The organism is Streptomyces sp. NPDC059008 (genome assembly GCF_042749045.1).
Taxonomy (GTDB): domain Bacteria; phylum Actinomycetota; class Actinomycetes; order Streptomycetales; family Streptomycetaceae; genus Streptomyces.
In genome coordinates this window covers 301,441-316,168 of record NZ_JBHYJC010000004.1, presented here as the reverse complement: position 1 = coordinate 316,168, position 14,728 = coordinate 301,441, and the positions used below count along the sequence as shown (strand labels likewise).

Below are 14,728 nucleotides of genomic sequence, written 5' to 3'. Positions count from 1 at the left end.
ATGCCGGGAGCCCGCATGCAGATGATCGTCGTGATGAAGTTGACCGAACCGAGGATCGTGCCGAAGCCGGAGAAGGCCAGACCCATGATCCACATATCGCCACCGATTCCCGGGGAATACACGGAGTCGGAGAGCGGCGCATAGGCGAACCAGCCGAAGTCCGCGGCCCCTTGTGGTGTCAGAAAGCCGCCGACCGCGATCAGCGAGCCGAAGAGATAGAGCCAGTACGCGAGCATGTTCAGCCGGGGAAAGGCGACATCGGGCGCGCCGATCTGCAACGGCATGATCCAGTTCGCGAAGCCGGCGAACAGCGGGGTGGCGAACATCAGCAGCATGATCGTGCCGTGCATGGTGAACGCCTGGTTGAACTGCTCGTTCGACAGGATCTGATGGCCGGGACGAGCCAGCTCGGCACGCATCACCAGGGCCATCAGCCCGCCGACGCAGAAGAACGCGAAGGCGGTGACCAGATAGAGCGTGCCGATCGTCTTGTGGTCGGTGGTCGTCAACCACTTCACGGGGAGCTTCATGCCCCGTAGGTGTCCGGAGCGGATGCGAACCTCACCGCCTACGGGCGCGCGGGGCCGTTTCGACGGGGTGTGAAGTTTCACCCGAGGCGGGTGTGAAGATCGGGGGCATGCCGGACACCAAGGGTTCATGAGTACGGACGACGCCTTCGCCGAGGCCTACCGCGCGTACTACTGGGCGGTCAGCCGCTTTGTGGCGCGGCGGCTGGACGGGCAGGCACACGACGTCGAGGAAGTGGTGGCGGAGGTCTTCTCCATAGCCTGGAGACGCCGCTCCGAGCTGCCGGACACCCCGCTGCCGTGGCTGTACGGGGTGGCCCGCAACTGTCTGGCCAATACGGTGCGGGGCCTGGGCCGCTACCGGCGGCTGCTGCACCGGCTCGGCAACCACGAGGCGGCACACCAGCGGCAGACCGTGGACAGCCCGGACACGGAGCGGCCCGGCTCCTGGGTGCACGAGGCACTGGCCCGCCTCTCCCCCGGCGACCAGGAGGTGCTCCGGCTGACGGCCTGGGAGGAACTGACCATCGAGGAGCTGGCGATGACCCTCGGCTGCGGTCAGAGCGCGGCAGCCATGCGGCTGCACCGGGCGCGCCGCCGCCTGCGCGCCGAGATCGACCGTACGCGGACGACCGTGTCCGCACGAGCAGGAGGCGACGGCAATGAGTGACGAACTGGGCCTGCTGCGCGCGGCCAATCCGGTACGGGCCGGCGAAGGCCCCTGGCGGGACCGCCCGCTGCACGCCCGCGCCGAACGCGACCTCAACCGTCTGCTGCACAGCAGGCGCACCAGGCGGGCCGGGCGCCGCCTGGTCCTGCGGGCCGAGGCCGCGGTGCTGGCCCTCTTCGCCGTCCTGGCCTTCACCTTCTCCGACGCCGGCAGCAGCCCCGCGGCCGCCGCGCCCGCGGCGCTCGTACCGCACTCCAGCGCCCCGCCCGTCTCCCTGGACGCACTCGCCCGCAGGGCCGAGGCCGGCGCCCGGACGGCCGGCGCCGCGGACGGCCCGCGCCGGGGCAGCCATCTGCAGACCTGGTACATGAGCATGGAGTCCGGCCCGGATGCCGCGCCTCCCGTCACCGTTCCCGAGGAGCGCATCACCCGCTGGAACGCCGACGGCAGCGGCTCGGAACTGGTCGTGGCCACCGACCCGCGGCACCCCGGCCGCCCGGTGATCCACGACGACGACGGCCACTGGCGGACCGTCAGCGACGGCAAGGTCCTGCACCGCAGGACCTATCCGGCGGGCTCGGCCGCGCGGCACGGCGGGCTGGCCGCCCGTACCAGGCCGCCGACGGACCCCGTGGCGCTGCGCGAACATCTGGCGTCGCTCTACGGCGGAGCCGGGGGTCCCTCCCGCCCGAGCGGAGTCGAGCGTGGGGCAGGCGCCGGCACCACGCCCCAACTACTGCTGGCGCTGGACTCGTTCCGCCAGGAGTGGACACCGGGGCCACGGGAGACCGCCGCCATCGTCCGGATGCTGGCCGACGCGGGCGGACTGCGTCCGGCGGGCGCGGTCACCGACCGGCTGGGCCGGCGCGGGCAGGCGTATGTCTACGACGGTCCCGACGGCGCCTCGAACGCGACCCGTCAGATGGTGATCCTCGACCCCCGCAACGGCGGGCTGCTGGGCCTGGAGGTCACCTTCACCAAGGACCTCCCCGACTTCCAGATCACCTCGGGCGAGGTCATGTCGTACGTCGCCTGGATGCCGTGACGGGGCCACAGGGGCGATGTGGCGGCCGACCACGGACGCGGCACCGAACGGGGCGTGGCGCGGCAACGCCGGTGCCGCCCGAGTGGCGCGACAGGCCGGCATGGCTGATCCTTGAGGGAACGCGACGATCCACACCGGCGCGGCGGTACCCCGTACCGCCGCGCCGTTTTGCGCGGTCCGGACTCCCCCTCACGATCCGGGCTCCCCTTACGATCCGGGCTCCCCTTGTGCGGCCGCGTCACCCTCTGTGTAGCCGGGCCCGCCCCTCGCGTGAGGCAGGTCACCACGCGTCAATGGTTGCAGTCGATCACCGCGAGATGGATCACAGACCAACGTCCCGCGCATTGCTCCACGAAAGGGAGTTTCCCCTGCAAGGAGCGGGTATACGGGCGACTGTGCGGTCATCCGCACACTGTCCGTAATGAACATGTCTGCCCCTATGGTCGAACTTTGCCCGTCGCTCCATGGCGGGCTCCGTCCCGCCGTTCCGCGGCGGGCGATGTCATGTAGTCGTCCCAGAGAGCGCAGGCGAGCGAACACGTGCCGACGCAGTCCCCCGTCGCACCCGGCCCCCGAAACCCCGTCGGCAGTCGTGCCGGCGCCGCATCCGGTCCGCAGCCGGAGAGCAGAGCGGATCTGCACGAGCAGGTCCCGGGCGAGGTGACCGTCGTCGATCCCGCGATGGTCAAGCGTGCGGTCTCGGCGGCAGCGCTCGGCAACGCGATGGAGTGGTTCGACTTCGGCGTCTACAGCTATATCGCGGTCACTCTGGGACATGTCTTCTTCCCGTCCGGGAATCCGACCGCGCAGCTGCTGTCGACGTTCGGCGCCTTCGCGGCGGCGTTCCTGGTGCGTCCCATCGGCGGCATGGTCTTCGGGCCGCTCGGCGACCGGATCGGCCGGCAGAAGGTCCTCGCCATCACCATGATCATGATGGCGGTGGGCACCTTCGCCATCGGCCTGATCCCGTCGTACGCCTCCATCGGGGTGGGCGCGCCCATCCTGCTCCTCGTCGCCCGCCTGGTACAGGGCTTCTCCACCGGCGGTGAATACGGGGGCGCCTCCACCTTCATCGCCGAGTACGCGCCCGACAAGAAGCGCGGATTCCTCGGCAGCTGGCTGGAGTTCGGCACGCTGGCCGGTTACGTCGGCGGTGCCGGTCTGGTCACCCTGATGACCGCCCTGCTGTCCACCGAGGACCTGCACTCCTGGGGCTGGCGCATCCCGTTCCTGATCGCCGGACCGATGGGCATCATCGGCCTCTATCTGCGGATGCGGCTCGAAGAGACCCCGGCCTTCGCCCAGTTGGAGAAGGAGGCGCGGACGAAGGAGAAGGCGCGCCGCGACGCCGAGAAGCGGATCGGCATCCGCGAGATGATCTTCGGTCAGTGGCGGGCGATGCTGCTGTGCATCGGACTGGTCCTGGTCTTCAACGTCACCGACTACATGCTGCTGTCGTACATGCCGAGCTATCTGACCTCGGAGCTGAAGTACGACGAGACGCACGGGCTGCTGGTCGTGCTCGCGGTGATGGTGCTGATGATGGGCGTCCAGCCGTTCGCGGGCCGGCTCTCCGACCGCTTCGGCCGCCGACCGGTCATCGCCGCGGGCTGCCTGGGCTTCCTGGTGCTGTCCGTGCCGGCGCTGCTGCTGATCCGGCAGGGGTCGCTGCTCGCCATCGCGCTGGGCATGGGGGCGCTCGGGCTGCTGCTGGTCGCCTTCACCTCGACGATGCCGGCCACCCTGCCCGCGCTGTTCCCGACCAAGGTGCGCTACGGCTCGCTGTCGATCGGCTTCAACGTCTCGGTGTCGCTCTTCGGCGGTACGACGCCGCTGGTGGTCACCGCCCTGATCGGCGCGACCGGCAACAAGATGATGCCCGCCTACTACATGATGGCGGCGGCCGTGATCGGCGGCATCGCCGTGCTGCTGATGTCGGAGAGCGCCCGCAAGCCGCTGCCCGGCTCCCCGCCGGCCGTCGAGACCGAGGCGGAGGCCGCAGCCCTGCGTACGGCGGCCGGCCGGCCGGTCACGGCGGGCTCGGCGGCCTGACCTCTGAACGGGCGAACCGCCGCCCCCGGGGAAGGGGAACCGCCCCTACCGTCTTCGCCGTCTGTGTCGCTGCCGCCGATCGAGTGATCGGCGCGCGGCGAACGGGGGACGACGATGGGCGTGGGGACGGGCGCAGCCGCTGTGGCGCGGACCGGTAGGCGGCGGGTGCTGCTGGTGGTGCTGGTGCTGCTGGCCGTACAGCTGGTGTCGCTGGCCAGGCCCGCGTACGCCTGTGGGTGCGGTGCCATGGTGCACGACCCGAAGACCACCATGGCGGTGGACCGCGAGACCTCGGCGGTGCGCTGGGACGGCAGGACCGAGCAGATCGTGATGAGCCTGACGGTGAACGGCAGCGCGCCGGACGCCGCGTGGATCATGCCGGTACCGCACCGGGCCACGGTCAAGCTGGGCGACCCGGAGCTGTTCGACGAGCTCTCCGCGCTGACCGAGCCCGCCGTCCGACAGCGCCACTACTTCTGGCCGCGCGGCGGCGACTGGCCGTTCCAGGACGTGGACGGCGCCGCCGCCCCGCCACCGGATGCGCGCGGCCCGGGAGTCGGGGTGGTCGGCCGCGAGCGCCTGGGCCCCTTCGACGTCGCCCGACTGACCGCCACCGACCCCGACGCCCTGCGCAACTGGCTGAAATCCCAGGGCTTCCGACTCCCCGCGTCCCTGGCGACCGAACTCCGCCCGTACGTGGCACAGCGCTGGGAGTACGTGGCGATCCGCCTGGCCCCCGCAGAACGGCACCGCCCGCTGACCGGCACCCTCGATCCGCTGCACCTGTCCTTCGCCAGCGACCGTCTCGTCTACCCCATGCGGCTCTCCCGCCTCGCCACAACACGGCAGTCACTGGGCCTCTACGTCCTCGCACCACACCGGATGGAGCCGCGCAGCACGATCGGCGGCGCGCGGCCCGAGGTCTTCTACGCCGGCCGGATCAAGCCCGAGGGTGCGGTGCGCGACCTCGGCGGCAGCGGTGGCACCTTTCTGACCGCCATCGACCAGAGCTTCCCGCAACCGCAACGCATCACCGGCGACCACGAACTCCGCCGCGCGGACCACGACACCCCGTTCCAACGGTTCCGGTACACCGACACGCTGCTGAAGGTGGGCGGTGTCCCGGCCTGGATCCTGACGGTCCTCGGCGTGCTGTTGCTACTGGCGGCCGCGGTGGCCTCGGCAGTGGTGATCGCCCTCCGGGCACGCCGACGCGCATCCACGTCGGAGGCTCGAAGGACCGTCTCCTCGTCCACGCACTCGTGACTCCCTGCGTATCGAGCGAGGCCAGGGGCTGAGTCGGTACCGATCGGGGATCGGGCACTCCCCCGCTGAGACACGGAGTCAGGGGCTCAACTCCCGCGCGTCATCCCGAAAGCCACGGGGGCGCGCGGGAGGAGCCGGACAGGTCCTGCGCCCAGCCTGGTGAGGATCAACGTGCTGACCGTCCCCTCACACTCCGCTCACACCCCATGCGGCAAGATGGGCGCATGAGCGTAGTCAAGATCAACGTGCTGACCGTCCCTGCTGAACAGCGGGAAACCCTGGAGAAGCGCTTCGCCTCCCGCGCCCACGCGGTGGAGAGCTCTGACGGCTTCGAGTGGTTCGAACTCCTCCGCCCGGTCGAAGGTACCGACGACTACCTGGTGTACACGCGGTGGCGTGACGAGGAGTCGTTCCAGGCATGGATGGAAGGGCCCATGAAGGCGGCGCACCAGGGCGGCAGCGACCGGCCGAAGCCGGCCGCCAGCGGCTCCACGGTGTGGTCGTTCGAGGTCGTGCAGCAGGCAGCGCCCAAGACTGCCTAACGTCTCGCCCAAGACTGCCTACAGTCTGAAGCCGTCAGCCTTAGCCGTCGGGCACGTCGACGAACGTCAAAAGGATCGGTAAGCACGCTGCACGTTGCTGCGCGTGAGCTTGGAGGGCCTTGGGGCGGCGGCCTCGCATGGCAGTCAGGTGAGTGTCGGCGCGGCGGTGCAACATCCCAGCCGTGGGTGGTACAGGAGGCATGGTGAGCTCCCAACCGCCGACCGGCCCGCCCAGGGCCCCCTGCACGGGGAGCCAGCACCGACGCCGCCGCCCACTCCGCCGCCCCCTCGTCAGCCCCGGCGGCGTGCCACACCCGCAATCATCGGCGCGGCCGTTGCCGTCGTGGTGATTGCGTCGGTGCTCGCCGTCTTCGCATCCCTCGGCAGCGAAGACGGCGGCGAGCCTTCGCCGACCCCCTCCACGCCTCCGAGCGTCAGTTCATCTGCAGCGGCTCGTGAACTTGCGAAGCGGGTGACGTTGACGGCCAAGGACTGGGGGAGTTCGTACTGCAGTCGTACGTCAGCCGCCCCGGGGCCAAGACGCAGGGGCGGAACCTCAATGAGGCGGTCAAGGCCCTCTCCCTCATGCTGAGCCGTCTTGAGAGCGGTTGACTTCACGTGGGGACTTTGTACTGACTGCGGACGGGACGAGTACCGCTGCGCACCGGCGGCGGCCCTGCTGCCGGGCTGAGGAACGGCTGCCGGTCCGGCGCCCGCAAATCCGTTGCGTGCCGGGCCGCACCGGCCGCGACAATGGCGCCATGAGTGACGCCGCCGCCCTCCGTCTCCCCTTGGCCGTCGCCGTGGAGGCGAGCGACTCGCCGGCTGCCACGGCGCTGCTGCGCGAGTACTACACCGAGGTGGCGGACCGCTACTTCGAGCTGCACGAGGGCCGCCGCTCGACGCCGGCGGAGATCGCCGAGGGGCTGGCGGAGTACCCCAGCGCCGATCTGATGCCACCCCACGGCGTGCTGCTGGTGGCGCGCCGCGGCGAGGCGGTGGTGGGCTGCGCCGGAGTGCGGCTGCTGGACGCGCGCACCGCCGAGCTCAAGCAGATGTACGTACGGCCCGCGCTGCGCGGTCTGGGCGGCGCGGGCGGGCTTCTCGGGGCCGCCGAGACGGCCGCGGCGCAGCTGGGCGCCGAGCGGATCCGGCTGGACACCCGGCTGGATCTGGTCGAGGCCATCGCGCTCTACCGGCGGCACGGCTTCACCGAGATCCCGCCGTACCACGACGACGTCTACGCGGAGATCTTCTTCGAGAAGCGGCTGGACGGGGGCCCGTCGGCGAAGTAGGGCCCGTCGCGCGAAGGGCGCCCCAGGCGTCGGCTGCCGGCCGGGCCGCCGGGCGGGCTCATTTCGCGAGGTCCGGTGGCCGTGGCGGCCGCGGCGTGTGGGGCGGCGTACGCGGCACCGGCTCGCGGGCGTCGCCGTCGCGCGGCTCCTCCGCGTCCGAGCCGCACAGCTCCGCCGTCAGCTCCTGGACGAGTTCGGTGAGGTCGGTCGGCCGGTCCTTGGTCCACCAGTCGCCGAGCATCTGGGCGAGCGACTGCTGACGGGCCGCCGAGAGCCGGTCGGCGACGTCCCGCCCGTCGTCGGTGAGCAGCAGCAACAGCCCTTCGCGCGCGGCGAGTCCGCGCTCCTCGACCTGGCGGACGCTCTCGGTGATCACGCCGAGCGGGACGGTACTGCGCTCGGCCAGCAGCCCCGGCTCCACCGATCCGTAGCGGTGGATGCGCAGGAGCAGCCAGCTGGCGGCCGGTTTGAGGTCCAGGCCGGCGCGGGCGGTGATCTTCTCGTAGATGTCCTTGCGGCCCTCCATGCTGCCGAGTTTGGACAGTGCGCGGGCGCATTCGTCGCGGGAGGACCGCTCGACGGGGTTGGAGGAGAGCACCTCGCTGGTGTCGGGGGCGGTCACGCTGCTGCGCAGTGGTTCCTCCCGGAGGAACCAGGCCAGGGCGAACGCCACCAGGACGACCGGGACCGCGTAGAGGAAGACGTCGGTGATCGAGACGGAGTAGGCGTTGAGGACACCGGCCGCCTGCCCGGCCGGCAACCGGGCGACGGTCCGCGGGTCCTCGGCGATGGTCGACGGGTCTATACCGGGCGGCAGTTGCTGCCCGGCGAGGGCGTCGGCGATCCGCGGCCCCAGGTTGTTGGCGAAGATCGTGCCGAATATGGAGACGCCGAACGAGGCGCCGATGGAGCGGAAGAACGTGGCGCCGGAGGTGGCGACGCCCAGGTCCTGGTAGGGGACGGCGTTCTGCACGATGAGCACCAGCACCTGCATGACCAGTCCGAGCCCGAAGCCGAAGACGAAGAAGCAGGCGCTCATCTCGGCGTCGCTGCTGGCCGGGTCGAGCTGGTGCAGAAGCAGCAGGCCGACCGCCACGACGCCGGTGCCGGCGATCGGGAAGACCTTGTAGTGGCCGGTGCGGCTGACGATCTGCCCGGAGCCGGTGGAGGCCAGCAGCATGCCGAACACCATCGGCAGCATGTGCACACCGGACATGGTCGGCGAAACCCCGTGTACGACCTGCAGGAACGTCGGCAGGTACGTCATCGATCCGAACATCGCGAAGCCGATGACGAAGCCGATGACGGCGGTGAGGGTGAACGTGCGGAGCCGGAACAGACGCAGCGGAATCACGGGTTCGGCGGCCCGACGCTCGATGAGGACGAACGCCCCCAGCAGGACGGCTCCGAGGACGCCGAAGCCGATGATCTGCCAGGAGCCCCAGGGGTAGGTGACGCCGCCGAGCGAGGTCATCAGGACGAAGCAGGCGGCGACCGCGGCGATCACGGCGGTGCCCAGGTAGTCGATCCGGTGCGGGGTGCGATGGCGCGGGATGTGCAGCACGGCGGCGATGACGGCGAGCGCGACGATGCCGACGGGGACGTTGATGTAGAACACCCACCGCCAGCTGAGGTGGTCCACGAACAGCCCGCCGAGCAGCGGCCCGAGGACGCTGGTACCGCCGAAGACCGCACCGAACAGGCCCTGGTACTTACCGCGTTCGCGGGGCGGCACGATGTCCCCGACGATCGCCATCGACAGCACGATCAGGCCGCCGCCGCCCAGTCCCTGGACGGCTCGGAACGCGATCAGCTCGCCCATGTTCTGGGCGATACCGCAGAGCACCGAGCCGATCAGGAAGATCACGATGGCGGTCTGGAACAGCTTCTTGCGGCCGTACTGGTCACCGAGCTTGCCCCACAGGGGCGTCGCGGCCGTCGAGGCCAGCAGGTAGGCGGTGACCACCCAGGAGAGGTGGTTCAGGCCGCCGAGGTCGCTGACGATCGTGGGCAGCGCGGTGGCGACGATGGTCTGGTCGAGCGCCGCGATGAGCATGCCGAGCAACAGCGCGCCGATCGCGACGAGGATCGTGCGCTGGGACCGGCTCTCGCCGGGGACGGCAGGAGCGCTGGTGTCCTGCGCCATGGGGCGTCTCCTCCTGTTCCGGGGGTTCCAGTGCGGCACCGGGAGTACGGGGCGCGGTGCCGGGCGGCCGTGGTGGGCGCTGCGGGCCACCCACACCCGTTGCGGGCCACCGCGACCGCGCCCGTCCGGGCCACGGCGACCGCACCCGTTGCGGGCCGCCGTCGGGCTTATTCCATCCTGGGTGGTTCCGCCGGATATGGCCCGCCGAGCGGTGAGCGCGCCGTGCGATCGCGCCGTGCCATGGGGGGCCGTGGCCACCTGGGGCGTCGGTCGTGGGCGCCTGGGGCATGCCGGGCGGATGTCCGCGAGCGCCTGCGCGGGCGGGTGCGGCGTCTGGATAATCGCTGCCGGTTCGAGGCCTCCAGGGAGGGGACCACTCGTGACGGCATTACCGACGTGCCCGCACTGCTTCGCCCCGGTCCGCAGCGACGGCCGGCCGACCTGTCTGTGCGCGGCGGTCGATGCGGAGGACTTTGATCCGCTGCGCGTTCGGCCGTACGTGTCACTGCCCGACGAAGACGGGGGCGAGGGCGGGGGCGGGGACGACAGCGGGGACGACAGCGGCGACGGCGGCGACGGGGGCCACGAGCACCGGGCCGGCGCCCCTTTGGGCGACCGGGGCGACCACCTGGACGGTTTGCCGGGCGAGGACGCGGCCGTACACACGGCCAAAGGCCCACTCGGGCCCCCCGGCGCCGTCCGTGATCCGGCGTCCGCGGCCGGTCCCTACTCCGCGCCACTGATACCCCGGGACTCCCCGCCACTGATACCCCGGGCGGGCCACCGCCCGGGCCCTACCTCCCGGACGGTGGGCTCGGCCCCCGAGGAACCGGCGGCCCGCGCCTCCGGGCGCCCCGCCCCCGCCTCGTCCCGCCGCCGGCGCGCCCTGCCGGCCGTACTTGTGGCCGCCGGCGCGGCAGCGGCCGCCACCGCCGTCCTGATCGGCTCCGACGCGCTGTCCGGCGGCACCCACGACCGGGCGGCACCCCCCGACGGCGGCCCGGCCTCCGCCACCGCCGCGTTCCCCACCGGCAACGACGCCCCCCGTACGCCGAGCGGCACCCCCTCTTCGCCCGCCGCACCCGCCTCCCCCTCTCCGGGCGCGACCGGCGCCGGCGGCCCGGAGACCACCGCGCAGCGCCACCGGACCGCGACACCCGCTCCACCCGCCCCCACCCGGGCCTCCGGCAGCGTCACGGACTCCCCCGACAGCCAAGCCCCCAGCACGGCGCCCACCGGGCCGATCGTGCTGCGCGAGGGGTCCAGCGGCCCGGAAGTGACGGAGCTCCAGGGGCGGCTGCGGCAGCTGGCCCTGTACTCGGAGACGGAGGACGGCCGGTACGACGCGCAGGTACGCGACGCCGTGTCGCGCTATCAGCGGTCCTACCAGGTGACGGGCGATCCGGACGGCGTCTACGGCCCGCAGACCCGGGCGTCCCTGGAGGCGCGCACCGGGGAACCGTAGGCCGGGGCGGGGCTCCGCGAACCCGCGCCGGCACCGCGAGTCGGCCCGCCCCGGTACCGCGAGCCGCCCCGGATGGACACCGGGAACCGAGCCGCGCGCCGACCCGGCTCCGACCAGCCCTGACCGGTCTTCGACCAGGGGCGGTTGTCGGCACCCGGAAACGTTTTGTATCGTAGGAGAACAAAGTGGTCCTGCCCGCACTCCCTGACCAGCGGGCGGGGCCACTTGTCCTTCTTGTCTGCCCTTCTCGTTCGTACGGCCCGTACCGTCCGTTCGCCCGTAGCGCACAGGAGCCCGCCGATGACGGCAACCACCACGCTCACCGCCCGCGCCCTCCTGCTGGACATGGACAGCACGATCGTGAACTCCGAGGCCGTCGTCGAGCGCTGCTGGCGCCGCTGGGCGGCCGAGCAGGGGCTGGACGCGGACGAGGTCCTCCAGGTCGTCCACGGCAGGCAGGGCTGGGCCACGATGGCCGCACTGCTGCCGGACCGCCCCATGGAGCTCAACCTCGCGGACAACCGCCGGATGCTGGCCCAGGAGACGTCCGACACGGACGGTGTGGTGCCGGTCCCCGGCGCCCCCGCCTTCATGGCCGCCCTGGCCGGGCTTCCGCACGCCCTGGTGACCTCCGCCGACATACCCCTCTCCGACGCCCGGATGAGTGCGGCCGGGCTGCCCATGCCCGCCGTACGGATCACGGCGGAGAGCGTGAGTGCCAGCAAGCCCGACCCGGAGGGATTCCTCAAGGGCGCCGCGGAGCTGGGCTTCGCCCCCGAGGACTGCCTGGTCTTCGAGGACTCCGAGGCCGGTATCGAGGCCGGCCGGGCGGCCGGCATGCGGGTGGTCGGCATCGGCGAGCGCGCGGCCGCGTTCGCCCCCACGGTGCAGGTGCCCGACCTCACACAGGTCCGGGTCGAGGCGAGGCCGGACGGCATGATCGCGGTACACATCGGGGGCACCGGGGGCATCGGGGGCTGAGTGCCCGGCGCTCGCCTCTCTACGCCTCTCCACGGCCTCTCCACGGCCTCTCCACCCGCCCACCCCCCGAAGGGGGGTGGGCGGCGAGGGGAAAAGCTCCCGCCCCCGGAGACGATCCCCGGGAGAAGAGCCCCCCTCCCAGGGAGGCACCCCCGCCCCCTCACCTCACCTCACCCGGCGATCGCCTGGTATCACCCAGCGATCGCCTCGTACAGGCTGAACCCCGCCAGCAGTGCCATCACGGCCGCCGCGATCTTGGTGATGAGCTTGAGCGGGACGTGCTTCATGAGGGTGCGGCCGCCCAGGATGCCCAGACCGGCCACCGCCCACAGGGCGAGTACGGCGCCGACACCGACCGAGACGGGGTCGTCGTAACGGGCCGCGAGGTTGGCGGTCATGATCTGCGTCAGATCGCCGAACTCGGCGACCAGGATCATGGTGAAGCCCGCCCCGGCGACCTTCCAGAAGCTCTGGTCGGCGGGCTTCTTCACCTCTTCCTCATCGTCGTCCTTCTTGAACAGCAGCACGGCGGCGCCCGCCAGGAAGAGCACCCCGACCACGCCCTGGACCACCCGGTGCGGGAGCAGCGTCAGCACGCTGCCTGCGGCGATCGCGAGTGCGACATGGACGAGGAAGGCGGCCGCGACGCCGACGAAGACGTACGAGGCGCGATAGCGGGTGCCGAGCATCAGGCCGGCCAGAGCGGTCTTGTCGGGCAGCTCGGCGAGGAAGATCACGCCGAAGACGACGGCGGCGATAGTGAAACTGAACACGGGGTGGGATACCTCGATCGGTCGGGCCGCGCCAGAGGGCCCGGAAGGGGTCGCTTCGGCACGGCAGCGTCGAACACTGCGGCCGAAGGTCTCGCTGGCGCCGTACGCATGCGTACCGCGCTCCGGGCGCCGGCCCACCTCGTCGTCGGGCGACGGGCGAGCAGTATGTCGACGGTCCGGCAGAGAGCTACTCCCCTTCTGCTGCCGACAAGGGTACGCGGTGCATACGTCCGCGCGCGACCAGCTCCAGCACCACCGCGCACGCCGCCGCCTGCACCGCCAGCAGGGCGACCAGCACGAACAGCTGTACCGCTCCTGCCTGGACGGGGGAGGCGCCACCCAGCAGCATGCCGACGAAGGCCCCCGGGAGCGTGACCAACCCCACGGTCCGGGTCTGGTCGAGCCCCGGCAGCAGCGCGTCCGACGCGGCCGGGCGGGCGACCTCCAGCCGCGCGTCCCGGTCCAGCAGCCCGAGCGCGAGCCCGGCCTCGAACTCCCCGCGCCGCGTCTCCAGCTCGTCCAGCGCCCGCCGCCCGGCCAGGACGGTGGCGGTCAGCGCACCGCCGATGAGGATGCCGGTGACGGGGATGAGGGTGAGGCCGCGGGGCGGTACCAGGCCGGTCGCCAGCAGCAGACCGACCACCGGTGCGACCCCGGTGGCGATCGGCGCGGCGGCCCACCACCAGGTGCGGTTCGGGGTGATCCGGCGGCCGGCGGTCCGTACCGCTACCGCGAACATCAGCGCCAGGAAGCACAGCAACCACGGGAGGGCACGCACCACGACGCCGATGAGAGCGGAGACCGCGGTGAGTTGGGCGGCCGCGCGCAGCCCGGCGACCGCGACGGCCCGGGCGTGGCCGAGGTGCGCCAGTGCGGCGACGGCCACCGCGGCGACCAGCAGGACGGCGAGGACCACCCCGAGCGTGACGTTGACCGGCATCAGCACGCGCTCACTGTAGGACGGCGGCGGGGATCGCACCGTCCGGAAGTCGCTCAACCGGAGTGCCGGAGAGCACTTCTGGCGCCCTGTCAACCCTTGAACTGACGTGGGCATGTCGTCACCCTGTTACCTGGTGCCCACCCCATGGAAACCCCACATCGTCACCATGGGCCCGCACCGCACGGCAACTTCCCCCCACTTCAAGGGAGTTTCGATGGCAAAGGTCTACGCGCGTCGCGTCACCATAGCGGCGGGTTCGGCCGCGGCTCTGGTCTGCACGCTGGCGCTGAGCTGCCAGTCCGCCCAGGCCGCGCCGCCCAGCCCGCCGGACGCGGCCACCGCACGGACGTACCTCACCGAGATCAAGGAGCAGGCCGAGGGCCCGCAGGACGGCTACAGCCGCGACAAGTTCCCGCACTGGATCGACCAGGGGAACAACTGCAACACCCGCGAGGTGGTGCTCAAGCGTGACGGTACGGACGTACAGCAGGACGGCGGCTGCGCGGCGGTGAGCGGCAAGTGGGTCTCGGCCTACGACGACGCGACCTGGACCCAGGCGGCCGACCTCGACATCGACCACGTCGTCCCGCTGTCGGAGGCCTGGAAGTCGGGTGCCGCGCAGTGGACCACCGAGCGCCGCCAGGAGCTCGCCAACGACCTGACCCACTCCCAGCTGATCGCCGTCACCGACAACATCAACCAGGAGAAGGGCGACAAGGACCCGGCGAAGTGGCTGCCGCCGAAGGCCTCGTACCACTGCGAGTACGCCCGGATGTGGGTGTGGGTCAAGCACGAGTACGGCATGACCGCGGACTCCGCCGAGAAGGCCGCGCTGAAGAAGATCCTGGACGGCTGCTGAGCAGTCGCCGCCCCCGCTAGGGCGATCGCCCAGGGCCGGCCACCGGACTGCCGCGTGCCCCGCGGCGTCCGCCGGGCAGGCCCTGGCGCGCCCGCAGGCCGGATTCCGCCGGTCTGCGGGCGCGCCGTCGTACCGGTGGACCGCCGCCCCTGTTGTGCTCTTATCCT

Annotated in this window: 14 protein-coding genes; 9 read left to right on the top strand and 5 right to left on the bottom strand. The window is 71.7% G+C overall.

Annotated elements, in window-relative coordinates; all coding sequences use genetic code 11:
* Nucleotides 1-530 (bottom strand): cbb3-type cytochrome c oxidase subunit I (locus ACFWZH_RS09215; protein WP_384427312.1); only part of this gene is annotated, 530 nt, incomplete at its 3' end.
* Nucleotides 531-657: 127 nt separating this feature from the next.
* On the opposite strand from ACFWZH_RS09215, the gene ACFWZH_RS09210 reads away from it, so the two are divergent.
* From ACFWZH_RS09210 to ACFWZH_RS09185, 6 genes are all read left to right on the top strand, one after another.
* The gene (locus ACFWZH_RS09210) at nt 658-1,197 is read left to right on the top strand and encodes an RNA polymerase sigma factor (RefSeq protein WP_384427310.1); all 540 of its coding nucleotides are present in this window, start codon (nt 658-660) and stop codon (nt 1,195-1,197) included.
* Nucleotides 1,190-2,242 (top strand): CU044_5270 family protein, encoded by a 1,053-nt coding sequence (locus ACFWZH_RS09205; RefSeq protein ID WP_384427308.1) that lies wholly within the window; start codon nt 1,190-1,192, stop codon nt 2,240-2,242. The genes ACFWZH_RS09210 and ACFWZH_RS09205 overlap by 8 nt, the downstream gene beginning before the upstream one ends.
* 540 nt (nt 2,243-2,782) lie before the next feature.
* Nucleotides 2,783-4,294: a glycine betaine/L-proline transporter ProP gene (gene proP / locus ACFWZH_RS09200; protein ID WP_384427307.1), complete on the top strand. Its 1,512-nt coding sequence runs from the start codon at nt 2,783-2,785 to the stop codon at nt 4,292-4,294.
* Between the two features lie 183 nt (nt 4,295-4,477).
* On the top strand, nt 4,478-5,560 hold the full coding sequence (locus ACFWZH_RS09195; RefSeq protein ID WP_384427341.1) for a DUF2330 domain-containing protein: 1,083 nt from the start codon (nt 4,478-4,480) through the stop codon (nt 5,558-5,560).
* A gap of 224 nt (nt 5,561-5,784) precedes the next feature.
* The gene (locus tag ACFWZH_RS09190; RefSeq protein WP_384427305.1) at nt 5,785-6,102 is read left to right on the top strand and encodes an antibiotic biosynthesis monooxygenase family protein; all 318 of its coding nucleotides are present in this window, start codon (nt 5,785-5,787) and stop codon (nt 6,100-6,102) included.
* A 761-nt stretch (nt 6,103-6,863) separates the two neighbouring features.
* Nucleotides 6,864-7,397, top strand: coding sequence for a GNAT family N-acetyltransferase (locus ACFWZH_RS09185; RefSeq protein ID WP_384427303.1), 534 nt, complete (start codon nt 6,864-6,866; stop codon nt 7,395-7,397).
* Between the two features lie 58 nt (nt 7,398-7,455).
* Here the strand turns inward: ACFWZH_RS09185 and ACFWZH_RS09180 are convergent, their stop codons facing one another.
* On the bottom strand, nt 7,456-9,543 hold the full coding sequence (locus ACFWZH_RS09180) for a DHA2 family efflux MFS transporter permease subunit (RefSeq protein WP_384427301.1): 2,088 nt from the start codon (nt 9,541-9,543) through the stop codon (nt 7,456-7,458).
* 502 nt (nt 9,544-10,045) lie between these two features.
* On the bottom strand, nt 10,046-10,207 hold the full coding sequence (locus tag ACFWZH_RS09175; protein WP_384427299.1) for a hypothetical protein: 162 nt from the start codon (nt 10,205-10,207) through the stop codon (nt 10,046-10,048).
* Nucleotides 10,208-10,351: 144 nt separating this feature from the next.
* Here ACFWZH_RS09175 and ACFWZH_RS09170 point away from each other — a divergent pair, with 144 nt between their 5' ends.
* Nucleotides 10,352-11,008 (top strand): peptidoglycan-binding protein, encoded by a 657-nt coding sequence (locus ACFWZH_RS09170; protein WP_384427297.1) that lies wholly within the window; start codon nt 10,352-10,354, stop codon nt 11,006-11,008.
* A 300-nt stretch (nt 11,009-11,308) separates the two neighbouring features.
* Nucleotides 11,309-11,989 (top strand): HAD-IA family hydrolase, encoded by a 681-nt coding sequence (locus tag ACFWZH_RS09165; protein WP_384427295.1) that lies wholly within the window; start codon nt 11,309-11,311, stop codon nt 11,987-11,989.
* A 191-nt stretch (nt 11,990-12,180) separates the two neighbouring features.
* Here ACFWZH_RS09165 and ACFWZH_RS09160 read toward each other — a convergent pair whose 3' ends face one another.
* Nucleotides 12,181-12,762 (bottom strand): TMEM165/GDT1 family protein, encoded by a 582-nt coding sequence (locus ACFWZH_RS09160; RefSeq protein ID WP_384427293.1) that lies wholly within the window; start codon nt 12,760-12,762, stop codon nt 12,181-12,183.
* 187 nt (nt 12,763-12,949) lie between these two features.
* Complete coding sequence (locus ACFWZH_RS09155; RefSeq protein WP_384427291.1) at nt 12,950-13,708, bottom strand: ABC transporter permease; 759 nt, start codon at nt 13,706-13,708, stop codon at nt 12,950-12,952.
* Between the two features lie 208 nt (nt 13,709-13,916).
* On the opposite strand from ACFWZH_RS09155, the gene ACFWZH_RS09150 reads away from it, so the two are divergent.
* Nucleotides 13,917-14,561, top strand: coding sequence for an HNH endonuclease family protein (locus ACFWZH_RS09150; protein WP_384427289.1), 645 nt, complete (start codon nt 13,917-13,919; stop codon nt 14,559-14,561).
* The last annotated feature ends 167 nt before the right edge of the window (nt 14,562-14,728 follow it).

Bases quoted from the DNA above. Each gene is read 5' to 3' on its own strand.
- ACFWZH_RS09210 (WP_384427310.1), top strand. From the start codon at position 658: ATGAGTACGGACGACGCCTTCGCCGAGGCCTACCGCGCGTACTACTGG.
- ACFWZH_RS09205 (WP_384427308.1), top strand. From the start codon at position 1,190: ATGAGTGACGAACTGGGCCTGCTGCGCGCGGCCAATCCGGTACGGGCC.
- ACFWZH_RS09190 (WP_384427305.1), top strand. From the start codon at position 5,785: ATGAGCGTAGTCAAGATCAACGTGCTGACCGTCCCTGCTGAACAGCGG.
- ACFWZH_RS09185 (WP_384427303.1), top strand. From the start codon at position 6,864: ATGAGTGACGCCGCCGCCCTCCGTCTCCCCTTGGCCGTCGCCGTGGAG.
- ACFWZH_RS09180 (WP_384427301.1), bottom strand. From the start codon at position 9,543: ATGGCGCAGGACACCAGCGCTCCTGCCGTCCCCGGCGAGAGCCGGTCC.
- ACFWZH_RS09165 (WP_384427295.1), top strand. From the start codon at position 11,309: ATGACGGCAACCACCACGCTCACCGCCCGCGCCCTCCTGCTGGACATG.
- ACFWZH_RS09150 (WP_384427289.1), top strand. From the start codon at position 13,917: ATGGCAAAGGTCTACGCGCGTCGCGTCACCATAGCGGCGGGTTCGGCC.